At 67.6% G+C, this 23002-nt stretch carries 22 protein-coding genes; 18 read left to right on the top strand and 4 right to left on the bottom strand.

The genetic code is table 11. From position 1 onward, the window contains the following. The first annotated feature begins 62 nt into the window (after positions 1-62). Genes ACIPRS_RS06550 through ACIPRS_RS06535 form a run of 4 tightly spaced genes read left to right on the top strand, consistent with a single transcriptional unit; the run spans position 63 to position 4176 of the window. On the top strand, positions 63-770 hold the full coding sequence (locus ACIPRS_RS06550; protein WP_446537930.1) for a SapC family protein: 708 nt from the start codon (positions 63-65) through the stop codon (positions 768-770). Further along, positions 754-1773: a cupin-like domain-containing protein gene (locus ACIPRS_RS06545; protein WP_446537929.1), complete on the top strand. Its 1020-nt coding sequence runs from the start codon at positions 754-756 to the stop codon at positions 1771-1773. The genes ACIPRS_RS06550 and ACIPRS_RS06545 overlap by 17 nt, the downstream gene beginning before the upstream one ends. A gap of 10 nt (positions 1774-1783) precedes the next feature. Beyond that, positions 1784-3289, top strand: a complete 1506-nt coding sequence (locus ACIPRS_RS06540) for a tryptophan halogenase family protein (protein WP_446537928.1) — start codon at positions 1784-1786, stop codon at positions 3287-3289. Between the two features lie 35 nt (positions 3290-3324). Then, positions 3325-4176, top strand: coding sequence for an NAD-dependent protein deacetylase (locus ACIPRS_RS06535; RefSeq protein WP_446537927.1), 852 nt, complete (start codon positions 3325-3327; stop codon positions 4174-4176). On the opposite strand, the gene ACIPRS_RS06530 is transcribed toward ACIPRS_RS06535, so the two are convergent. Beyond that, positions 4151-6355 (bottom strand): sensor domain-containing protein, encoded by a 2205-nt coding sequence (locus tag ACIPRS_RS06530; RefSeq protein WP_337730784.1) that lies wholly within the window; start codon positions 6353-6355, stop codon positions 4151-4153. The genes ACIPRS_RS06535 and ACIPRS_RS06530 overlap by 26 nt on opposite strands. A gap of 343 nt (positions 6356-6698) precedes the next feature. On the opposite strand from ACIPRS_RS06530, the gene ACIPRS_RS06525 reads away from it, so the two are divergent. From ACIPRS_RS06525 to hemC, 4 genes are all read left to right on the top strand, one after another. Then, complete coding sequence (locus ACIPRS_RS06525) at positions 6699-7652, top strand: energy transducer TonB (protein WP_446537926.1); 954 nt, start codon at positions 6699-6701, stop codon at positions 7650-7652. Between the two features lie 36 nt (positions 7653-7688). Next, positions 7689-8375, top strand: a complete 687-nt coding sequence (locus ACIPRS_RS06520) for an alpha/beta hydrolase (RefSeq protein ID WP_337730781.1) — start codon at positions 7689-7691, stop codon at positions 8373-8375. A 95-nt stretch (positions 8376-8470) separates the two neighbouring features. After that, the gene (locus ACIPRS_RS06515; RefSeq protein ID WP_337730780.1) at positions 8471-9202 is read left to right on the top strand and encodes a LytR/AlgR family response regulator transcription factor; all 732 of its coding nucleotides are present in this window, start codon (positions 8471-8473) and stop codon (positions 9200-9202) included. A 38-nt stretch (positions 9203-9240) separates the two neighbouring features. Further along, positions 9241-10146 carry a hydroxymethylbilane synthase gene (hemC, locus tag ACIPRS_RS06510; protein ID WP_337730779.1) on the top strand — a complete coding sequence of 302 codons (906 nt, stop codon included), beginning with the start codon at positions 9241-9243 and terminating at the stop codon, positions 10144-10146. Positions 10147-10159: 13 nt separating this feature from the next. On the opposite strand, the gene ACIPRS_RS06505 is transcribed toward hemC, so the two are convergent. Next, positions 10160-10897: a DUF481 domain-containing protein gene (locus ACIPRS_RS06505; protein ID WP_192201204.1), complete on the bottom strand. Its 738-nt coding sequence runs from the start codon at positions 10895-10897 to the stop codon at positions 10160-10162. Positions 10898-11272: 375 nt separating this feature from the next. Further along, a complete protein-coding gene (locus ACIPRS_RS06500) occupies positions 11273-11899 on the bottom strand; it encodes a hypothetical protein (RefSeq protein ID WP_446537925.1) in 627 nt (208 codons plus the stop codon). A gap of 208 nt (positions 11900-12107) precedes the next feature. On the opposite strand from ACIPRS_RS06500, the gene ACIPRS_RS06495 reads away from it, so the two are divergent. Next, positions 12108-13079: a helix-turn-helix transcriptional regulator gene (locus tag ACIPRS_RS06495; protein ID WP_446537924.1), complete on the top strand. Its 972-nt coding sequence runs from the start codon at positions 12108-12110 to the stop codon at positions 13077-13079. Positions 13080-13263: 184 nt separating this feature from the next. On the opposite strand, the gene ACIPRS_RS06490 is transcribed toward ACIPRS_RS06495, so the two are convergent. Then, positions 13264-13842 carry a lipocalin family protein gene (locus ACIPRS_RS06490; protein WP_337730775.1) on the bottom strand — a complete coding sequence of 193 codons (579 nt, stop codon included), beginning with the start codon at positions 13840-13842 and terminating at the stop codon, positions 13264-13266. Positions 13843-13989: 147 nt separating this feature from the next. Here ACIPRS_RS06490 and ACIPRS_RS06485 point away from each other — a divergent pair, with 147 nt between their 5' ends. From ACIPRS_RS06485 to hslV, 9 genes are all read left to right on the top strand, one after another. Then, positions 13990-14307 (top strand): hypothetical protein, encoded by a 318-nt coding sequence (locus ACIPRS_RS06485; protein WP_446537923.1) that lies wholly within the window; start codon positions 13990-13992, stop codon positions 14305-14307. 76 nt (positions 14308-14383) lie between these two features. Continuing rightward, entirely contained in the window at positions 14384-16489 is a 2106-nt protein-coding gene (locus ACIPRS_RS06480; protein ID WP_446537922.1) for a prolyl oligopeptidase family serine peptidase, read from the top strand. A gap of 157 nt (positions 16490-16646) precedes the next feature. Further along, positions 16647-18818, top strand: coding sequence for a S9 family peptidase (locus tag ACIPRS_RS06475; protein ID WP_446537921.1), 2172 nt, complete (start codon positions 16647-16649; stop codon positions 18816-18818). 174 nt (positions 18819-18992) lie between these two features. Next, positions 18993-19427, top strand: coding sequence for a YbaN family protein (locus ACIPRS_RS06470; RefSeq protein WP_446537920.1), 435 nt, complete (start codon positions 18993-18995; stop codon positions 19425-19427). 40 nt (positions 19428-19467) lie between these two features. Then, positions 19468-19680, top strand: coding sequence for an LPS translocon maturation chaperone LptM (gene lptM / locus ACIPRS_RS06465; protein ID WP_192200024.1), 213 nt, complete (start codon positions 19468-19470; stop codon positions 19678-19680). Continuing rightward, the gene (gene dapF / locus ACIPRS_RS06460) at positions 19673-20536 is read left to right on the top strand and encodes a diaminopimelate epimerase (protein WP_446537919.1); all 864 of its coding nucleotides are present in this window, start codon (positions 19673-19675) and stop codon (positions 20534-20536) included. Before lptM ends, dapF begins: the two co-directional genes overlap by 8 nt. After that, a complete protein-coding gene (locus tag ACIPRS_RS06455) occupies positions 20533-21207 on the top strand; it encodes a DUF484 family protein (protein ID WP_337730771.1) in 675 nt (224 codons plus the stop codon). The genes dapF and ACIPRS_RS06455 overlap by 4 nt, the downstream gene beginning before the upstream one ends. A 98-nt stretch (positions 21208-21305) precedes the next feature. Then, a complete protein-coding gene (gene xerC, locus ACIPRS_RS06450; RefSeq protein ID WP_446537918.1) occupies positions 21306-22223 on the top strand; it encodes a tyrosine recombinase XerC in 918 nt (305 codons plus the stop codon). Between the two features lie 204 nt (positions 22224-22427). Further along, the gene (gene hslV, locus ACIPRS_RS06445; protein WP_337730769.1) at positions 22428-22979 is read left to right on the top strand and encodes an ATP-dependent protease subunit HslV; all 552 of its coding nucleotides are present in this window, start codon (positions 22428-22430) and stop codon (positions 22977-22979) included. The last annotated feature ends 23 nt before the right edge of the window (positions 22980-23002 follow it).

The raw sequence follows: 23002 nt of genomic DNA, 5'->3' as shown, positions 1-23002 counted from the left end.
CCCATGTGATCGGGCACGATGCCACGGGTTGCGCTGTTCCGCCCGGTAGCCTGCGAGAGCCGATGAGCCAGCACGTCCTGTTGAACAATATCGAGCACCGGGCGCTCCGCGTGCGGGCGGGTCATGGCGCCGCGCTCGGCGATGCCGTGATGCGGGCGCTGACATTCCCTGCCGAGTTCCGCGACGTGCAGGCGCACTACCCGATCGTGTTCGCGCGCGACGGCGAGGGGCGCTTCGTTCCGCTGGCACTGTTCGGCCTGCAGGAAGGCGAGAACCTGTTCCTCGATGGGGAGCGCTGGGACGCCACGTATGTCCCGCTGTCCGTCAGGCGGCAGCCCTTCCTGGTCGGGGTATCCGGCGAAGAGCGTTTGCTGCATGTCGATCTCGAGCACCCGCGTGCCCGCGACGGAGGCGGCGAGCCGCTGTTCCATGACCATGGCGGCGCCACGGAGTTCCTGGAGCGTGTGAAGTCCGTGCTGCTGGCGCTGCATGATGGCGTCGTCGCCACGCCCGCCTTCATTGATGCCCTGCTGGAGCACGGTCTGCTGGAATCATTCGTGCTCGACGTGAAGCTGGATGATGGCTCGCACAACCGGCTGGCTGGCTTCCATACCATCGACGAGGCGCGGCTGCAGGCATTGTCCGGGGATGCGCTGGAACGGCTGGCGCGCGATGGCCATCTGCTGCCCGTCTACATGGTGCTGGCATCGATGTCGCGCTTCCGCGATCTGATCGAACGGACCAACCGGCGCCGTGCTTCCGCTCGCTGAGTCCATCGACGAGATCGCTGGCTGCAGTCCGCAGTCGCTGCCGGAGGCTGTGCTGCTGGGGGCACGGCCGGTGGTCCTGCGAGGGCTGGTCTCGACCTGGCCCATGGTGCAGGCGGCACGTGCATCGGCGGTGGCGGGCATCGACTACCTCAAGCGGTTCGACCACGGCGGCATGCCCGTCGTGGCCACTGTTGCTCCACCCGAGGCGAAAGGACGCGTGTTCTACAACGAGGACCTGAGCGGCTTCAACTTCCGTCGTGAACAGGTGCCGCTGTCCGTCGCGCTCGACACGCTGCGCAAGTATCTCGATGCGGCAGCGCCACCTTCCATCTATGTGGCCTCCACCACGCTCGACGCCTTCCTGCCGGGCTTCCGTGCCGAGAACGACGTCGATCTCCGTCCGCGCGATCCACTGGCCAGCATCTGGATCGGCAACCGCAGCCGGATCGCTGCGCATCAGGATGTGCCGGACAATCTCGCTTGCGTCGTCGCGGGTCGCCGCCGGGTGACGCTGTTCCCGCCGGACCAGTTGGAGAATCTCTACATCGGTCCGCTGGATCACACACCTGCGGGGCAGGCGGTGAGCCTGGTGGATTTCTCTGCGCCTGACCTCGCGCGTTTCCCGCGCTTCGAGGAGGCGCTGAGGCATGCACGCGCCGCAGTGCTCGAACCGGGCGACGCCGTTTTCATTCCCAGCATGTGGTGGCACCACGTGGAGGGCCTGGACGCGTTCAACGTGCTGGTGAATTACTGGTGGCGGCAGTCGCCCGCGTGGATGGACACGCCGATGAACGCACTGATGCTGGCCATCATGAGCGTGCGCGACCTTCCCGCGCACGAGCGCGCGGTGTGGAAGGACGTGTTCGACCACTATGTCTTCGACTACGACGAGGAACGGGATGCCGGCCATGTGCCCGAAGCGGCACGGCGTGTGCTCGCGCCCCTCGACGAAGCCCGTGTCCGCCACCTGCGCGCGCTGCTGCAGCAGCGCCTCAACCGTTGAGTGAACCTGCATGCAGACGTCGCAACCGATGACCAATCCCCGCACCGTCAAGCGTGTCGTCATCGCCGGTGGCGGCACCGCCGGCTGGATGGCCGCTGCCGCGCTGTCCAAGACGCTGGGCAAGACCCTGGACATCACCCTGGTGGAGTCGGAAGAGATCGGGACGATCGGCGTGGGCGAGGCGACGATCCCGACGCTGGTGGTCTTCCATCGCCTGCTCGACATCAAGGAGCAGGATTTCATGGCGGCGGTGCAGGGCACCGTGAAGCTGGGCATCTCTTTCGAGAACTGGAAGGACGTCGGCCACCGCTACATCCACTCGTTCGGCACCAGCGGCAAGGACCACTGGTCGGCGGGCTTCCAGCATTTCTGGCTGCGCGGGAGGGCCGAAGGCCTGGCGAGCGAGTACAGCGACTATTGCATCGAACTGCAGGCCGCGCTGCAGGACCGCTTCTCCCATCTGCCGCGCTACCATGTCAATTACGCGTACCACATGGACGCGGCGCTCTACGCCCGCTTCCTGCGGGGATTCAGTGAGCGCCACGGGTGCAAGCGCGTCGAGGGCAAGATCGTCGATGTCGCCACCGATGCCGATGGCGGCATCTCCTCGATCAAGCTGGAGCGCGGCGAGGTGATCGAGGGCGACCTGTTCATCGACTGCACCGGCTTCCGTGCGCTGCTGATCGGCAAGACGCTGGGCGTGGGTTACACCGACTGGTCCCGGTGGCTGTTCAACGACAGTGCACTGGCCACCCAGACCACCGCGGTGCGCGATGCCGTGCCCTACACGCGTGCCATCGCCGGGACGGCAGGGTGGCAATGGCGTATCCCGCTGCAGCATCGGGTGGGCAACGGCATCGTGTACTCCAGTCGCCACATCAGCGACGACGAGGCACGCGAGCAGTTCCTGTCCAGTGTCGAGGGCGAGGTCATCAAGCAGCCATGGCCGATCCGGTTCAAGCCGGGGCAACGGCAGCAATGCTGGGCGAAGAACTGCGTGGCCCTGGGGCTGGCCGGCAGTTTCATCGAGCCGCTGGAATCCACCACCATCCACCTGATCCAGCGCGGCATCGTGCGCTTGCTGCAGACCTTCCCGCATACGATCACGCAGCCGGCGATCGACGAGTACAACGCCCGCCTGGACGAAGAGCTGCAGCACGTTCGCGATTTCGTGGTGATGCACTACGCGGTCAGCGACCGCCGCGACACGCCCTACTGGCGCGACATAGCGGAGATGGAAATCCCCGCGACGCTCCGGCACAGGATCGAGCTCTTCCGCGAGACGGGCACGGTCTTCCACGTACCCGGTGAGTTGTTCGGCGAGAATTCGTGGATACAGGTCATGCTGGGACAGGGCGTCGTCCCGAAGGGCTATCACCCGACCGCCGATGTCATGTCGAAAGAGGATCTCCAGCGCTTCCTCGACGACATCCGCAGCAACGTGCTGGGTACGGCACGCCAGATGCCCGCCCACATGGATTACCTGCGCAGCTATTGCCCTGCGCCCAAGCCATGAAACACGGGGCCGGCGGCATGGCCTAAGCTGCCGGCATGGGCGATCCACGACTCGAAGCCTTCCTGACCGGACACCGGCGCTTGTTCGTCCTGACTGGTGCAGGTTGCAGCACCGGCTCCGGCATTCCCGACTACCGTGATGAACACGGTGCCTGGAAGCGCACGCCGCCGGTGACCTATCAGGCGTTCATGGGCGACCATGCCACGCGCCAGCGCTACTGGGCGCGCAGTCTGCTCGGTTGGCCGCGCATCGCACGCGCCCGGCCGAACGTCGCGCATCACGCACTGGCGTCGCTTGAAGCGCGCGGGCTGTCGGAAATGCTGCTGACACAGAATGTGGACGGCCTGCACCAGGCGGCCGGCAGCCTGTCGGTGGTCGACCTGCACGGTCGGCTCGACCAGGTGGTGTGCATGGGATGTGGCGCAGGTTCCGCGCGTGCGGAAATGCAGACCCGCCTGGCGTCCGCGAATCCCGACTGGGTGGCGCTCGATGCTGTCGCGGCACCCGACGGCGATGCCGACCTGGACGGGCGCGACTTCAGCGCGTTCCACGTACCCGCCTGCGAAGCGTGCGGCGGACTGCTCAAGCCCGACGTGGTGTTCTTCGGCGAGAACGTGCCGCGTGCGCGCGTCGACCATGCCATGGCGCATCTCCGGCGCGCGGATGCGATGCTGGTGGTCGGCTCGTCCTTGATGGTCTACTCCGGGTTGCGCTTCGTGCATACCGCCGTGCATGCGGGTATTCCGGTGGTCGCCGTCAATCTGGGGCGGACGCGCGCGGATGAGCTGCTGCGGTTCCGCGTGGCGGCCCCTTGTGGTGACGCACTGGGCTTCCTGCTGGAAGACCAGGCGCGCCTTTCGCTCACTCCACCGGTGGTTGCAGGCTGATCCAGCGTTCCAGCGAGTGCGGGGACAGGGGACGCGAGACGTAATAGCCCTGCAAAAGATCGCAGTTGAGCGAGGCCAGCACGGCGCGTTGCGCCGCGTTCTCGACACCCTCGGCGACCACCTTCAACGCCAGGCTTTCGCCGATGCGCAGGATGGACGTGGTGAGTGCACGGGCGGACTCGCTGTGCTCCAGGTCGCGCACGAAGCTCATGTCGAGCTTCAGTTCGCTGATGGGCAGGCGGTGGAGATGGCTCAGGCTGGAGTAGCCGGTGCCGAAATCGTCGATCGACAGGCTCACGCCCATGCGGTGGATCGCATCGATGTTGGCCAGTACCTCGGGTTTCTGCGCCAGCATGACGCTCTCGGTCACTTCCACCATCAGCTCGGACGGGGAAAGCCCGCATTTGCCCAGTACATTGCCGATGAAGGTCGGCAGGTCCTGCTGTTCGAAGTTGATCGCCGACAGGTTGACCGAGACGCGCGGCACCGGCACGCCGCGCCGCCGCCAGTCCGCCATCTGGGTGCAGGCTTCTTCCAGCGTCCACCGGCCCAGCTCGTCGATCAGGCCGCACTCTTCGGCCATCGGCACGAAGGTGGCGGGCGAGATCTCGCCGATTTCCGGATGGCGCCAGCGCAGCAACGCTTCCACGCCATGCAGGCGGGCATCGTCATCCAGCGCGACCTGCGGCTGGTAGTGCAGGCGCAATTGGCCGCTGCGTACCGCCTCGCGCAGCGCATTCTCCAGTGCGAGGCGCTCCTGCATCGCCTGGTTCATCTCGAGGCTGTAGAACACGATGCGCGCGCCGCCCTCGGACTTGGCGCGGTACATCGCGATATCAGCATGGCGTACCAGCGAATCCACATCCCAGCCATCGGCGGGGAACATCGCCACGCCCACGCTGGCCTGGGGCGTCAGCATCATCCGGCCTGCGCTCACCGGTTCGGACAGCCGGGCCATCAGGCGATCGGCCAGGTTGGCGGCTTCCTCCGCACTGCGGTCGGGAACGGCCAGCACGAATTCATCGCCGGCCAGTCGCGCCACCACGTCGCCTTCGCGCAGCTCGCTGCCCAGGCGTTTGGCCAGCTCGCGCAGCAACGCATCGCCAGCCGTGTGGCCCTGGGTGTCGTTCACGATCTTGAAGCGGTCGATGTCGATGAACAGCAACGCCACGGCGCTGTCGCGGCGCGCGGCGCCCAGCAGCATCTGCTCGACCTTGCTGTTGAACAGCGCACGGTTCGGCAGCCCGGTCAGGGTGTCGAAGAACGAGAGCTGGTGCATGCGCGCACGTGCGCGCTCGCGCTCCATCGCCAGCGCGCACAGATGCAGGCAGACATCGACCACGCGCTGGTGGAAATCGTCGGGCGCCCTGTTTTCCCAGTAGTACAGCGCGAACGTGCCCAGCACGCGGCCATCATGGGCCTTGATCGGACTCGACCAGCATGCACGGATGCCCAGCGCGAGGAACGGGGCGTTGTACGCCTGCCAGCGCGGGTCGCGTTCGATGTCGCTGCATTCGACGGGCTGCCCGCTCCAGGCGGCCGAGCCGCAGGCGCCGACCATCGGACCCGCGAGCTCGCCGTCGATCAGCGCGCCGATGGCGTCGGGCAGGCTGGGAGCCGCGAGCGGGCGAAGGCGGCCGTAGTCGTCCAGCGCGATCACCGACGCCACGGCTTCCGGCATGACCTTTTCGACTTCGCGGCAGACCAGCGTCAGCACCTCCTGCAGCGGCTGCTCCCGGACGATGGCGCCCAGCACCTTGCGGTGCAGCTCTTCGTGCAGTTTGCTGTGGGTGATGTCGGTATAGACGCCGAGCAGGTAGCGGACGTTGCGCTCGGGGTCGAAGACGGGATTGACGACCGCAGAGATCCACAGCGGCACGCCGCTCTTGGCGTAGACCAGCAGTTCGGTGCGGTAGCCCTGCTGGACATTCAACTGGCCGCGCACCCATTCGACCGTCTCCGGATCGGTGTGCGGGCCGGCCAGGAAATCGCTGGGGCGGCGGCCAGCGGCTTCCTCCAGCGTGTAGCCGAGCATGCGCGTGAAGCCCTGGTTGATCCAGGTGATGTGCGCTGCGTCGTCGCAGACGACGACCGCGTTGTCGCTGTGGTCGATGACCCAGGATACGTCGGGCGCGCCATTGGCGAAGTGCGGCGGCATGGCGATGGCAGTGGGCCTCACGGTCAGTTCTTCCCCAAGAACGGTTTCCGCCTGATGGACCGGGTTCGCCACGGCACTCCCTGCTCAGCCATCCCCGAAACGGGGAGATACGATGCGGTATCGGCCCCTGATCGCCGCACTTTACCTGAAGTTTCACGTGGCGCGGGGGTCGACCCACCTGCAAACGCTTACAGCCCGCCCGCCAGGCCGCAACCCGCCTTCGATGCCGCCATCGCGCGCATTCGCAGGGCAACTCCCGAGCGGAAGTGCCGGGTGCGAGGAGCGGTGTCGAGGGTGGGGATGGCCTGACGCACCGTCGTCATGATCGCCGCCTAGGCTTGCCGCCCGCATGACAGGGGTGGAGATGAAAGCGAAACGGACGTGGATAGGGGGCGGGTTGCTGCTGTGCCTGGCAGGGTGCCAGGGCGCATCCGCGCCCGACGCGAAGCAGAGCGGTACGGCACTGCCGGTCGCGGCGGACACTCGGCCGGACGCAGCGGCGCCCGCGACGCACTACGCGCGGGCGACACAGGCACTGGCGGAAAACCGGATGCTTGTCCCGGCGGGAGACAACGCGGTGGAACACTACCTGGCGGCGCGTGCCGATGCGGCGGAGCGCGTACGTGCGCAGGCTGCGCTGTCGGAACTGCAGCCTTATGTGCTGATCGCCGCCGAACAGGCGATCGCGCGTGGCGATGCAGGGGAGGCGCAGCGCCTGCTGGGTCTGATCGAACGCATCGATGGGCGGGCGCCCGCGCTGCCGCGACTGGGCGCCGGGGTGGCGGCATTGCTGCGCGAGCAGGCGCTGCAGGCTGCCGCAGCTGACGCGGCGGCAGCACTGCCGGCCATATCCCCCGCGTCCTCGACCCTGGAGGCATCGCCGGCACAGACAGCGCGCGCGCGCGCGCCTGCGCCCGCAGTCGCCGCCGCACCGGTTGTCCGCGCACCCGATGTCGCTCCTTCGCCTGCGCCGCTCCCTGCGCGACAGGAAGAAGCACCGGCCACCAGCCCTTCCGTTGTGCCGTCGCGCGTCGTGCAGGAGAACCGGGCGCCGCGCCTGCTGCAGGACGCACAGCCGCGATATCCGCTGCCTGCGCTGCGCGCGCGCGTGGAAGGGCAGGCGGAAGTCGCTTTCACCATCCAGCCCGACGGCAGCGTGCGCGACGTGCGCCTGGTGTCATCGACGCCTGCGGGCATGTTCGATGCGCCCGCGCTCGCGGTCGCGCAACGTTGGCGTTTCGAGGCGACCGGCCAGGCGCATGCATCACGCCGCACGGTGCGCTTCCGGTTGCCTGCCGCAGGGGCCAGCGACGGCTGATTGGTGTCCGCCCGCGTCTGCGGCGAGAATGGCGGCATGACGACCTCCTCCGCTTCTCCGATCCTCGATACCGTCGAACAGGAAACCGGCCCGGCGCCCCGGTGGTCCGTGCTGTGGTTGCACGGCCTGGGTGCCGATGGCCACGACTTCGCCCCGATCGTGCCCGAACTGGTGCGCCCGGAATGGCCGGCGCTGCGTTTCGTCTTCCCGCATGCGCCCGTGCGCGCGGTGACGATCAACAACGGCGTCCGCATGCGTGCGTGGTACGACATCGTGGGCATGGACTTCCCCACTCGGGCGGACAGCGCCGGCATCGAGGAGTCGCTGGTGCAGGTGGAGGCATTGATCGCGCGCGAGCAGGCGCGGGGCATCGCGCCGGAGCGGTTGCTGCTGGCGGGATTCTCCCAGGGCGGTGCCATCACCCTGGCGGCCGGCCTGCGCAGGCAGGTGCCGTTGGCGGGGCTGATCGCGCTCTCCACCTACCTGCCGGGCGCGGCGCAGGCTGCCACGCACCTGGTGGCTGCGGCCACCGCGCAACCGGTGTTCATGGCGCACGGCACGGGGGATCCGGTGATCCCGCTCATCCATGCCGAACAGAGCGCCCGCGCACTCGGTGACTTGGGTTTCGACGTGCAATGGCACCGCTATCCGATGGCACACCAGGTGTGCGCGGAGGAAATCCGTGACCTGGGTGACTGGATGAGCCGGCGGTTTGCGTTGTAATCCCCACGCGCCCCCCGAAGGATGACGCATGGCGCCGCCATGGGTAACCTAGGACGCGGGGGATCACGCCAACGTTCACCGAGGACGCCTTTGCCGTGAAAGTGGTTATTGCCGACGACGAACCCCTTGCCCGCGAGCGCCTGCGCGCGTTGCTGGCCGAGCATCCCGGCATCGACGTGGTCGCCGAGGCCGAGAACGGCCTGGACGCGTTGCAGGCCTGTTCGCAGCATCGCCCCGACATGGTCCTGCTGGACATCGCCATGCCGGGCGTGGACGGACTCGAGGCCGCCCGCCATCTGGCCGCCTTCGACCCGCGCCCCGCCGTGGTGTTCTGCACGGCCTACGACGAACACGCGCTGTCGGCTTTCGAGGCCGCCGCCATCGATTACCTGATGAAGCCGATCCGCGCCGAGCGATTGGCCGCCGCGCTCGAACGCGCGCGCACCTTCATCGCCGGACGCGAGACCCAGGCGCCGGCGTCATCGAGCAGCCAGCCGCGGACCCACCTGTGTGCACGCCTGCGGGGCAGCCTGCGGCTGATTCCCGTGGATGAAGTGCACTACCTGCAGGCGGAGGAGAAGTACGTGGTGGTGCACCACGCGCGCGGCGAGGACCTGATCGAGGAATCGCTGAAATCGCTGGAAGAGGAATTCGGTGGACGCTTCGTGCGGATCCATCGCAACTGCCTGGTCGCGCGCCACGAACTGGTCGAGATCAAGCGCATCGGCGATGGCCATGTCCAGGCCATCCTGCGCCATGGCAAGGAGCCGCTGGAAGTGAGTCGCCGCTGCGTGGCGGGCCTGCGCGAGACCGTCAAGGCGCTCTGAACGCGCGCGGACGTGGCGCCATGCGGGATAATGCCCGCATGACCCTGCTGCGCATCGCCACCCGCAAGAGCCCGCTCGCCCTCTGGCAGAGCGAACACGTCGCCGACCGGCTGCGCGCCGCCCATCCCGGGCTGACGGTCGAGCTGGTGCCGATGAGCACGCGTGGCGACGAGGTGCTGGACCGCTCGCTGGCCGCCATCGGGGGCAAGGGCCTGTTCCTGAAGGAACTGGAGCTGGCCATGCTGCGCGGCGAGGCGGACTGCGCCGTGCATTCGCTGAAGGATGTGCCGATGGAGCTCGAAGGTCCCTTCGCGCTGCCCGCCATCCTGCCGCGCGCGGATCCGGCCGACGCCTTCATCTCCCATCACTACGACGGCATCGCCGCGCTGCCCCATGGCGCCCGCGTGGGAACGTCATCGCTGCGCCGGCAGGCGCAGCTGCGCGCATTGCGCCCGGACCTGCAGCTGCTGGACCTGCGCGGCAACGTCAATACGCGACTGGCCAAGCTGGATGCCGGCGACTACGACGCGATCGTGCTGGCGTGCGCCGGGTTGCAACGCCTGGGATTCGCTTCGCGCATCCGCGTGCGGCTGGATGCGCCGCGCTGGCTGCCGGCGCCCGCGCAGGGGGCCATCGCGGTGGAGTGCCGGGCGGAAGATCCCGCCACGCATGCGCTGTTCGCGGCGCTGGACGATGCCGCGACGCGCGTTTGCGTGGAGGCGGAGCGCGCCATGAACCGGGCATTGCACGGCAGCTGCCATGTTCCAGTGGCTGCGTTTGCGCAGCGCACGGGCGATGCGCTGTCGCTGTCGGGACTGGTGGGTTCGGCGGAGGGGCAGGTGATCCGCGCGGAAGATACCGGCCCGGCCGGCGATCCCGAGGCGCTGGGGCAACGCGTCGCTGCCCAACTGCTGGCGCAGGGCGCGGGCGCGTTCCTCGCCTGAGCGGCGCGCGCGGTTACTTGAAGCGGTAGACCACGTTCATCGTGGTCAGGGTGTCCGTCTTCTTGATGTCGGGTGCGACATCGCTGTTGTGTCGCGCCTGCCAACCCGCCTTCAGCGCGAGGTGCGAGTTCATCGTGACCGAGACGCCCAGGTCGTTCTGCGCGAAGGTGTTGTATTCGCCGGATTCCACCAGCAGCTTGTTGACGATCTCGGTGTTCTCGCTCAGCGCGTAGCGCAGGTCGATCAGGCCACGGCCGATGAAGCCGGCTTCGGTGCGGTCATCGAGCGTGTCGTACGCGCGGCGATAACCGGGACCGACCTGCAGGTCGAGGTGGCCGCGCTGACCCTCGAGGACGCGGTTGCCGTAGCTGAGACTGACGGACTGCTGCCGGCTGTAGGTGCCGAAGTCGTCTTCTTCGTGGCGCACGGCGGTGTTAAGCGTGCCGCGTTCGTCCATCAGGTAGGCGCTGTTGGCGTTGACCGTGTAGCGGTTGGCCGTGGTGCGGCTGTCGCGGATGACGCTGCCGTCGTCCTGGGTCCGGGTGTATTCGGAGCGCGAATGCAGGCCGAACAGGCTGGCGCTGTGGCGCCATGCGCCGCCGTCGGTATAGGTCAGGTCCAACCGTCCGTTGAAACTCTCGGTGTTGCTGTTGCCGCTGGTGGCGGCGATGCCCAGTTCACCGCCACCGGTGAGCGTGGGCGTCGGCGGTGCCGGCTCAGGTGGCGCTTCGGGAATGGGGCGCACCGCCATGGCGATGACCGGCAGCGCCGCACTGCCCTGCTTGCCGAACCCCTTGCCTGCATGGATGGCTTCCCCCTTCTCGTTACGCGGCAGCACCACCTCGCCAGCCAGGGCAGGCGCAACGTTGCCGGCGATCAGGACGAGTGCCAGCAAGGAGGGAGGCGTCGGGCGTGACATGGCGGGTCTCGAGGAAATGGAGAGGGAATGTAAGCGGTTACATGGTAGATGTGAGCCGACGGCGCCACAACCCAAGTGCTTGTTCCGATTCAGGTTTGCGACATGCATTCTGCCACGGAGACGCGCTCGATTCAGGATGCGTGTCACGGTCGCCAGCATTCCTGCGCCGGGACGCGTCATCTTCCCGTCGTGACCCTCCGCCTCCACTCAAGGCGGCGCGTCGATGCTGATCGCCGGGTCGTCGTAGCGTGAATACGTCAACAGCACCGTGTAGGCGCGACCCTCGTCGTCGCGACCGCTGTGGCGCAGTTGCAGCGGCAGACCGGCGGGACCGATCCAGTAGTCGAACGCCACTGCTTCCGGGTCGTCGTGGCGTACGCGATAACGCCGGGCAGGGTGGCCGGCGATGGTGTCGTCGCCGACGTGTTCGGCGGACAAACCCTGCCCGGCCTGCTGGAATGCGAGCGGGTCGCGCCACGGGGCTAGCGTCTCCGGAGGCAGTGGCACCTGCGTGCGTCGGCCGTTCACCTGCATGTACAGCACATTCCCGATGACGGTCTGCGTGCCGCCGGGCAACGCGATCCTGTAGCGGTCCGGCGCCACGTAGTCCATCTCGCCGGTCATCGGCCGGGCGCCCTCCACCTGCATCCGTGCGTGGAAGCGGCGGGCGGCCAGGAACCGCTGCATCGACGCCTTCACGTCCCGTACGGCGTCGCGCGCGGGGACGACGGGCGGTGTGGGCGGGGTGGCGGCGGGCGCTCCGGTATCGCCGTTCGGGGAGGGCTGGCAGGCGGCCAGTGCGAACAGCAGGGGCAGGACGGCGCGCGGCGACATGGTCGGCATGCTCCCGGGAAGAGGCGGCGCCTTGGGTCCGTGCGTTGAGGGCGTCGCGGCGGCGAAGACACGCCACGGCACCAGGCACCGCACGGGCCCAAGGCGCCGTCGGCGCTTGTCCCCTGTGTCTCTTCCAACGGCAGGCAGGCGACGAAAACGGCCAACCGTCGGCGATAATCCGGCCACGCCCCCCGCTGCCACGCTGCCCATGGACAAGATCGAACGCATCACCGCCCTGCACCGCATCCTGAAGGCGGCGCGCTATCCGGTCACGGTGAAGCGGCTGCAGGAGGAGTTGGGTTGTTCGCGCGCCACCGTCTACCGCGACCTCGCCTACCTGCGCGATGCGCTGATGGCGCCGATCGAAGGCGATGGCGAAGCGGGCTTCCGCTACCACGCGGCCGAGAGCGATCGTTTCGAACTGCCGGGGTTGTGGCTGAGTTCTGAAGAACTGTATGCGTTGCTCGCCGCGCAGCAGTTGCTGGTCCGCACAGGCGGTGGCGTGCTCTCCGGGGCACTGGCGCCGCTGCAGAAGCGCATCGAAGGCCTGCTGGCCGACCATGCGGGCGTGGACCACTGGCCCGTGGATCGCGTGCGGGTGATCCCGCACCGCGGTCGCACGCTGGATGAAGCCAGCTTCCGCACCGTGGCGTCGGCCGTACTCGAGCGCAAGCAACTGCAGTTCGAATATCGCGCGCGTTCCACCGACGAGCGCACGCGACGCGCGGTATCGCCGCAGCGCATCACCCACTACCGCGACAACTGGTATCTCGATGCGTGGGACCACGAACGCAACGCGCTGCGCAGCTTCGCGGTGGATCGCATCGGCAGCGCGCGACTGGGCGACGAGCCGGCACGCGACCTGCCGAACGAGGAGCTGAACCAGCATCTGGCGTCGAGCTACGGCATCTTCTCGGGCGAACCGAAGGGCTGGGCCACCATCCTCTTCAGCGCCAAGGCCGCGCGCTGGGTCGCCGACGAACAGTGGCATTCCAAGCAGCAGGGCCGCCACCTGCCGGACGGCCGTTACGAACTGAAGATTCCCTACAGCGTCTCGCGCGAGCTGTTGATGGACATCCTGCATTACGGCGCGGATGCGGAGATCGTCGAGCCCGCCGTGCTGCGCGAGCAGGCCAAAACGCTGCTGGAACTGGCGCTGTCGAACTACGGGAAGAAGTAGTTTCGCGGCGGGGCGCAGGGTTATGGGAGCGACGTGAGTCGCGACGGTGGAGGACGGGTCCCGGATCCCGGGCAAGCAGGGGTGGGCGAGGGAGCCTTGATTGCCCGCACGAGGCGACACGCCCGGCCCCTCTGATTTCCATCGCGACTGACGTCGCGCGCAGGGATTCCTGCAGCGGACCTCTCTACGGCTCCTTCGGCTCGCCGAAGCCCGGCTTCCCCACCTGCGCCGGCGCCTGGGGCACGCGGACCAGCTGGCGGGCGTTGATACCGTGGTCGCGCGCCTTCTTCACCAGTTCCTCGTAGCGCACGTCGTCCATAAGCGGATCGCGGGCCATGATCCAGCCCATGTCGCGGCCGGGGTAATCTGCCAGTGCCCATGAGTAGTCGGGCGCCACTTCGACGATGCGCCACTTGGCGGGCACCACGCCGACGAACCACAGCGTCCATTCGCGGTTGCCGGACTCCCCCTTGACCGACGCGCGTGCCTCGCGCAGTTGCTCGGGCTCGCTGAAGCCTTCGCGGTAGTGGTACGCCACGCCGACCTTGTCGGTGTCGCGCAGCGTGTACTCGTAGCGCGCCGCCACGTGTCCGCGCTCGGCGAAGTAGGGGATATGCGCGACGACATGCCAGGTGCCCATGAAGCGGGGCAGGTCCACCGCGTCGGGTGCCGCGCGCGCCGGGCCGCGGCTGGCACAGCCGCCCGCCAGTGCCAGCAGCAGCGCGAGCAGTGCAATGCGGACCACGCGGATTGGCAACGCCATGGGCATGTGGGACTCCCTTCTCCCTGTCATACGGACACGCTAGTCATCAGGATGCGACGGAGATGTTAACCGGTGATGTCGCAACCCGTGAGATGCCACTGCGTGAATGTGACGTCGTACTGACATCACACAAGGGAATCCTCCGCCATGTCCATGTCCTCGCTTCAGGTTTCGCATGCGGTCCGCCAGGACCGCCCCGATGTCCATCTGGATCGTGTCCTGCGCCGCGTGGTGCTGTCAGGCGTTGCGCTGGTGTTGCTGCTGCCGCTGGCCCGCGCCAGCACCGACTGGTTGGGCTGGCTGCCCCTGTGGCTGGTCGGGATGCCTGCCGTGGCCTGGTGGGCCCTGCACCGGTTCCGGCTTCCGGTCCGTGGGGCCAGGGCGCATCGGACGGCGCGCCGTCGTCGCAGCCCGCAGGCGCGCCGCATCCGCGACAGGGGCAACGCTCTGCCCCGGGCGGCCTGACCTTCGGCAGGGGGTGCCCTCCGGGCCTTGTGCTAGCGTGCCATGTTCATGAAACGCACCTCCGGAGCCGCACCCGATGCCCAGACTCACCCATGCCTGCCTGGCCGCAGGCCTCGCTGTCGCTGGCGCGCTGTCAGCCCCTGCCCATGCCAAGGAGGCTGACGTGACGAACGATCCGTATGCCTGGCTGGAGGACGTCGAAGGGCAGAAGCAGCTGGACTGGGTGAGGGGTGTGAACGCCAGGGCCGAGGCCGAGATCGCCTCGACCCCGGCCTTCAAGCAGCTGGAATCGGATATCCGCGCCATCCTCGATTCCGACGCCAAGATTCCGGGCGTGCAGAAGATCGGCGAGTACTACTACAACTTCTGGAAGGACAAGCAGCACGAGCGCGGCGTCTGGCGCCGCACCACGCTGGCCGAGTACCGCAAGGCCCAGCCACAGTGGGAAACCGTGCTGGACCTGGATGCGTTGAACAAGGCCGAAGGCAAGAACTGGGTCTGGCACGGTGCCGACTGCCGCAAGCCGGACTACGCGCGCTGCCTGGTCGCGCTGTCGCGCGGCGGTGCCGATGCCGACGAGACCCGCGAGTTCGACCTGGTCAACAAGAAGTTCCTGACCGACGGCTTCTACCGCCCTGAGGCCAAGGGTGCGCTGGGCTGGAAGGACGCCGACACCGTCTACGTCTACAGCGACTTCGGCGCCGGCAGCCTGACCAGCTCGGGTTACCCGCGCATCGTGAAGGAATGGAAGCGGGGCACGCCGCTCGCATCGGCCGCCGTCGTGTACGAAGGCACCGCGGAGGACATGTACATCGCGGCCTACCACGACGACACCCCGGGCTTCCAGCGCGATTTCGTCAGCCGCACCATCGCCTTCTACAACGACGAGCTCTACCTGCGTCGCGCCGACGGCACGCTGGCCAAGATCGATGCACCCAATTCCGCCAACAAGGGCGTGCACAAGGAATGGCTGACGCTGGAACTGCGCGAGCCGTGGACCGTCGGCGGCAAGACCCATGCCGCCGGCAGCCTGCTGGCCGCGAAGTTCGATGACTTCATGGCCGGCAAGCGCGACTTCGACGTGCTGTTCGCGCCGACCGACAAGACCTCGCTGGCGGGCTTCACGTGGACGAAGAACCACCTGGTGCTCAACGTGCTGGAGGACGTGAAGAACCGCCTGAGCGTGCTCACGCCGTCGGCTTCGGGCTGGAAGACCAGCGCCTTCGTCGGCGCGCCGTCCTTCGGCACCATCGGCGTCAACGATGTGGACAGCGACGACAGCGATGCGGTGTGGCTGACGGCTACCGATTATCTGACCCCGACCACGCTGTCGCTGGCCGAGATCGGCAAGCAGCCGGAGCAGCTCAAGTCGATGCCGGCCTTCTTCAATGCGGAAGGCAAGGTCATCGAACAGCACTTCGCCACGTCGAAGGATGGCACCAGGGTGCCGTACTTCCTTGTGCGCCCTGAAGGCCTGAAGTACGACGGCAGCACGCCGACCCTGCTGTACGGCTACGGCGGCTTCGAGATCTCGCTGACCCCCGGCTATTCCGGCGGCGTCGGCAAGGGCTGGCTGGAGAAGGGCGGCGTCTATGCCGTCGCCAACATCCGTGGCGGCGGCGAGTATGGTCCGCGCTGGCACCAGGCCGCGTTGAAGGCCAACCGCCACAAGGCGTACGAGGACTTCGCTGCGGTCGCGCAGGACCTGATCGCCCGCAAGATCACCTCGCCGAAGCACCTGGGCATCCAGGGCGGCAGCAACGGTGGCCTGCTGACCGGCAACATGCTGACGCAGTATCCCGAACTGTTCGGCGCGGTCGTCGTGCAGGTGCCGCTGCTGGACATGAAGCGCTACAGCCACCTGCTGGCGGGCGCCTCGTGGATGGCCGAGTACGGCAACCCCGACACCGCCGACTGGGAATTCATCCAGACCTTCTCGCCGTACCACCTGTTCGACGCGAAGAAGGACTATCCGCCGACCCTGTTCATGACCTCCACCCGCGACGACCGCGTCCACCCGGGCCACGCCCGCAAGATGGCCGCCAGGATGCTGGAAGCGGGCAAGGACGTGCGCTACTACGAGAACATCGAAGGTGGCCACGGCGGTGCGGCGAACAATGCCCAGGCCGCGCACATGAGCGCGCTGGCCTACACCTTCCTCTGGCAGCAGCTGGCCAAGTAACGGTACACAGCCCCTTCCTCCGCTTGCGGGGGAAGGCGGGGATGGGGGGCTCTTGGCGCGGTAAGTCAACGAGCTTGCTCCCACCCCAACCCTCCCCCGCAAGCGGAGGAGGGGGCAGACCGCTTCCCATTGCATCCCGCATCCCCGGACCCCATCCATGAAACCGACTTCCCTGTTGCTGGCCGCCACTGTCCTGATGAGCACCCCGATCACCTCCGCCCTCGCCGCCACCGCCACTCCGCCCGACGTGGCGAAGAAGCCGCACGTGGTGAAGGCGCCGCATGGCGCCGAACGCAACGACGAGTACTACTGGTTGCGCGACGACAAGCGCGAGAACAAGGAAATGCTGGCGTACCTCAACGCCGAGAACGCCTACACCGACTCGGTGATGGCGCCGTTGAAGCCGCTGGAAGACAAGCTCTACGACGAGGTCGTCGCCCGCATCAAGCAGGATGACGCCAGCGTGCCGTATCGCGAGCGTGGCTGGTGGTATTACGCCCGCTTCGTGACCGGCAAGGACTACCCGGTGCATGCGCGCCGCAAGGACGGTCCGGGCCTGGATGCAGTATCCATCCAGGCGGCCAACGCCGCAGGGGACTTCGCCGGCGAGCAGGTGCTGCTGGACGTGAATGCGCTGGGCGAAGGCAAGGACTACTACAACGTCGGCGACTACGAGGTCAGCCAGGACAACCGCCTGCTGGCCTATGCCGACGACACCAATGGCCGCCGCCAGTACACCATCCGCTTCAAGAACCTCGAAACCGGCGAGATCCTGCCTGACACGATCACCAACGCCGAGCCCAACCTGGTCTGGTCTGACGATGGCCGCACCCTGTTCTACGTCGACAAGGATCCGGAGACCCTGCTCAGCAAGCGCGTGAAGTCGCACGTACTGGGCACGCCTGCCGCGCAGGACAAGCTCGTCTACGAGGAAGAGGACGACAGCTTCTACATGGGCATCGGCCGCAGCCGCGACGACAAGTTCATCTGTATCAGTGTGGAGAGCACCGTCTCCTCGGAGATGCGCTGCACGCCGGCTGCCAGCCCGGGCGTGTTCACCGTGCTGGCGCCGCGCGAGCGCGATGTCGAGTACCAGGCCGACCACCTCGGCGACCGCTGGGTGATCCGCACGAACGCCAATGGCGCCACCAACTTCAAGCTGGTCACCGCGCCGACCGATTCGGTCTCCCGCAAGGACTGGAAGGACTGGATCGCACACCGCGATGACGTCTTCATCGAGGGCTTCGAACTGTTCGACGGCTTCAGCGTGGTGGCCGAACGCGCCAACGCACTGGAAAGCCTGCGCGTGATCAAGGCCGACGGCAGCAGCGACTACGTCAAGGCCGACGAGCCGGCGTATTCGATGGGCCTGTCCGCCAATCCCGAGACCGGCACCGACTGGCTGCGCTACAGCTACACCTCGATGACCACGCCGGCCACGACCTACGAGATCAACACGAAGACCGGCGAACGCCGGCAGCTGAAGCAGCAGCCCGTGCCTGGCTACGACGCCTCGAAGTACGTCACCGAGCGCGTGTGGGCGCCGGCGCGTGACGGCAAGACGAAGATCCCGGTGACGCTGGTGTACCGCAAGGACGTTGCCCGCGACGGCAAGGCGCCGATGCTGCAGTACGCCTACGGCAGCTACGGTGCGTCGATGGACCCCAACTTCAGCATCACCAATGTCAGCCTGCTGGACCGTGGCGTGGTCTATGCGCTTGCGCACATCCGCGGCGGACAGGAAATGGGCCGCCGGTGGTACGACGACGGCAAGCTGTACAACAAGGTCAACACGTTCACCGACTTCATCGACGTCACCGACTACCTGGTCAAGGAAGGCTATGCAGCCAAGGACCGTGTGGCGGCGATGGGCGGCAGTGCCGGTGGCCTGCTGATGGGCGCGGTGTCGAACATGGCACCGGAGAAGTACAAGGTCATCCTGACGCTGGTGCCGTTCGTCGACGTGGCGACCACGATGCTGGACCCCAGCATCCCGCTGACCACCAACGAATACGACGAGTGGGGCAACCCGGAAGAGAAGGGCTACTACGACTACATCCTCACGTACTCGCCCTACGACAACCTGCAGGCGAAGGCCTATCCCGCGATGTTCGTCGGCACCGGCCTGTGGGACTCGCAGGTGCAGTACTGGGAGCCGGCCAAGTACGTGGCCCGCCTGCGTGACCTGAACACCGGCACGGACCCGGTGGTGTTCCGCACCAACATGGAAGCCGGCCATGGCGGCAAGTCGGGCCGCTTCCGCCAGTACCGCGAACGCGCCGAGATGTTCGCCTTCATGCTGGACCAGCTCGGCGTCGCCTCGAAGTAAGCGACAGCACGCGCAGGAAAAGAGCCGGGGAGACCCGGCTCTTTTCGTTGCGGACCATGGCGCATCCCCGGCGCTGCCCAGGTTCCAGGGCCGGAAAGCGTCGATGGCGCGCCGCGTTTCCCGCCGCGCCGGGCGTGTTCGCGCCCGGTGGTGGATTTGGGGTACAAGGGCGCCGTGGAAGACAAGTCTCCTTCGCTGCCCGAGCCCGCTGCCCGGCGTCCCGCGCGCTTCCGCTGGGCGTGGTGGCTGCTGGCGTATGCCAGCCTGGGCCTGGGCATCCTCGGTGTGTTCGTGCCGGGGTTGCCGACCACGGTGTTCGTGCTGATCGCCGCGTACGCGGCGTCGCGCGGCTCGGAGCGGCTGCATCGCCGCCTGATGACGCATCCGCGCTTCGGCCCGATGATCCATGACTGGCATCTGCACCGTGCCGTATCGCGACGCGCGAAGTGGATGGCCACCTGGACCATGCTGGCCAGTGCGGCGATCCTGCTTGCACTGATGCTGTGGACCGGCTCGCATCGATGGTGGATGGTCGCCCTGCCGGTCGCCTGCATGGCGACGGTCGCGGCGTGGCTGTGGATGCGACCGGAACCCCCGCGCACGCGGTGAAGGCGCGGCGCATTCATCGGCCTGTGGCTATACTCGCGGCATGAACCGGAACGCCCGTCTTTTCGCCGCTGCCGCCCTGATGGCGGCCCTGTCCGCCTGCGGAGCCAAGGGCCCGCTGTTCCTGCCGGAGAAGCCCGTCGAGGAAGCCCCCGTGGCCCCCGCCGCATCGCCCGAAACGCCGGCCACGGACACCTTGCCCGCCGAGCCGCCCATCGATCCGGCTACGGTGCCGGCCACCGACGGGAATGGCTGAGCCCCTTCACGCACGGTCCACGCCGATGCGCTTCACCAAGATGCACGGCGCCGGCAACGACTTCGTTGTGCTGGACCTGCGTGATGGCGCGCCGCCACCGGATGCCCGGCTGGCGGCGCAGCTGGCGGATCGCCATGTCGGCGTGGGATGCGACCAGATCCTGACCGTCGAACGGCCGCGCAGCGCAGGCGCGGTGGCCGCGTATCGCATCTGGAACTCCGACGGTTCGCCCTCGCAGCAATGCGGGAACGGCGCCCGTTGCGTCGCCGCCTGGCTGATCCGCGACGGCGCGGCGCGTGGCGACACCTTCAACGTGGACAGTCCGCTGGCCACGCACGCGGTGGAGCGCATCGGCGACGACCGCTACGCGATCGCGATGGGCGTGCCGGAATTCGTGCCGGCGCGCATTCCGCTGCACGGTTTCGACCATGTCCAGCCGGAGTACGACGCCGATGTGGACGAAGGACTCCGCCTGCGGTTCGGCGCAGTGTCGATGGGCAATCCGCACGCGGTCATCGAAGTCCCATCCGTCGATGCCGCGCCCGTGAAGCATTACGGCCCGTTGCTGCAGCGCTCGCGCCACTTCCCGGAGTCGGTCAACGTCGGTTTCGCCGAAGTGGTCGCGCGCGACCGCGTGCGCCTGCGCGTATACGAGCGCGGCGTCGGCGAAACCCTGGCCTGCGGCAGCGGCGCCTGCGCGGCGGCGGCCGTGCTGATCCGGCGCGGGCGCGTGGATCGTGACGTGGCCATCGCATTGCCCGGTGGCGAGCTGTGCATCCGCTGGCCGTCCGACGACGCGCCGGTCATCATGTCCGGGCCGGCGGCATTCGTATTCGAAGGGGAATGGAAAGCATGAGCGACACGCAAGAGAAGCTGGGCGCCCACGAGATCGCAGCATGGCTGCGACGGCACCCCACTTTCCTGAAACAGTTCCCTGACCTGGCGCTGAGCCTGGTGGTGCCGCGCGATGAAGGCCCCACCGCGTCGCTGGCCAGCTACCAGCTGGACGTGCTGCGCGACAAGAACCGCGAATTGTCCAAGCGCCTCGGCGACCTGTTCGCCAACGCGCAGGAAAACGAGCGCCTGGCCGTGCGTACCCATCAGCTTGCCCTCACCCTCATGAAGCAGGGCACGGCGGCTGACACGCTGCGGGCGATGGCGGCCTCGCTGGCCGAGGATTTCAACGGCGACCGCGTCAGCATCGTGCTGCTGCAGCCCGTCGACGGCTTGGTGGAGAACGACTGGTTGCAGATCGTGCCGGCCGACAATCCGCACATGGCCCCGTTCCGCGACTGCCTGCGCGATGGCGAGCCGATCTGCGGCCGCCTGCAGCCCGAGAAACACGTGCTGCTGTACGGTGCGCGCGCCGAGGAAGTCGCCTCGTCGGCGTTGCTGCCGCTGCCCGGCATCGGCCTGGTGGCCGTGGGCAGCCGTGACGGCAACCGCTTCTATCCCGGCATGGGCACCCTGTTCCTGCGCATGATGGGCGAGACGCTGGTGACGGCATTGAAGCGGTTCGATGGCTGAGGCGAGGCGATCGCCTCATGCCGTCGTTCCGGCGAAAGCCGGAATCCATTCCGTTCCTGCTCTTGCGGCGGGCTGCCTGAAGCAAACACACAGGCAACATGGATTCCGGCTTTCGCCGGAATGACGGGGAGGGAAGGACCATGTCTGTCACCGACTTCCTGGCCCATCTCGAAGTCGAGCGCCGCGTCTCCGCGCATACGCTGGATGCGTATCGCCGTGATCTCGCCGCGCTGACGGAGTGGGCGCACGCACAGGGCATGCTCGATCTTGCGGAGGTGCAGGCGGAGTTCCTGCGTGGCTTCGTCGCGGCCGAGCATCGTCGTGGACTGTCACCGAAGAGCCTGCAGCGGCGCCTGTCGGCCTGCCGCAGTTATTACCAATGGCTCCTCAAGCATGGCCGCATCGCGGCCAGCCCCGCAGCCGCGCTGCGCGCACCCAAGGCGCCACGCAAACTGCCGCAGGTGCTTGATGCGGACGAGGCCGTCAGGCTGGTGGAAGTGCCCACCGATGCGCCGCTGGGCAGGCGTGACCGCGCGCTGCTCGAACTGTTCTACTCCTCTGGCCTGCGCCTGAGCGAACTGTGCGCGCTACGCTGGCGTGACCTGGACATGGCCGGCGGCATGGTCACGGTGTTGGGCAAGGGCAACAAGGAACGCAAGGTGCCCGTGGGATCGCATGCACGCAACGTGCTCGCCGAGTGGCGGCAGGAACGGACGGTGGGCAACGAGGCGTTCGTGTTCCCGGGGCGAGGGGAGGGGCCGATCTCGCAGCGCGCCGTGCAGATCCGCATCAAGCAGCTGGCGCAGCGGCAGGGCCTGTTCAAGCATGTGCACCCGCACATGCTGCGGCACAGCTTCGCCAGCCACATCCTGGAATCGTCCGGCGACCTGCGTGGCGTGCAGGAACTGCTGGGGCATGCCGACATCGCCACCACGCAGATCTACACGCATCTCGATTTCCAGCACCTGGCCAAGGTGTACGACGCGGCGCATCCCAGGGCGAAGCGCAAGCGCTGATCCCCTGTGGGAGCGACGTGAGTCGCGACGCAGCAGGCACGTCCCGGCGCGTTGTCCGATGGTGGCTGCAGAGACGGGTCCGTGATGGTCCGAGCCGTGCGGTCGCGACTCACGTCGCTCCCGCAGGAGATCAATCAAGTCGAAGGTCATGCTTGAACCGGGGACCGGCGTCCCCACCTCTGGGGGAACACCCCGGAGGCCTCCATGGACCCCAGCCAGAACCCGAACGTCTTCCACGCCACCACCATCCTTTGCGTACGTCGCAATGGCCACGTCGCCGTCGCCGGCGACGGGCAGGTGACGCTGGGCCACACCGTGATGAAAGGCAATGCGCGCAAGGTGCGCCGGCTCGGCCGCGACGGCCAGGTGCTGGCCGGCTTTGCGGGCGCCGCCGCCGATGCCTTCACGCTGTTCGAGCTGTTCGAGGCCAAGCTGGAAAAGCACGGGCAGCTGACGCGTGCCGCCGTGGAGCTGGCGAAGGACTGGCGCACCGAGCGCCGCCTGGGCAAGCTCGAAGCGTTGCTCGCCGTCGCCGACAAGGAGACGTCGCTGATCATCAGCGGCACCGGCGACGTGATCGAGCCGGAGGACGGCATCATCGCCATCGGGTCCGGCGGTTCGTACGCATTGTCCGCCGCCCGCGCGCTGCTCGCGCACACCGAACTGGACGCGAAGTCCATCGCCGTTGAAGCGCTGAACATCGCCGGCGACATCTGCATCTATACCAACCGCAACGTAGTGGTCGAAGAGCTCTGACGCTCCCGCCATCCGCGTGCCCC

The organism is Pseudoxanthomonas sp. LARHCG66, assembly GCF_052871755.1.
Note: the sequence above shows the minus strand (reverse complement) of the source record. Positions and strands in the feature narration are given on the sequence as shown.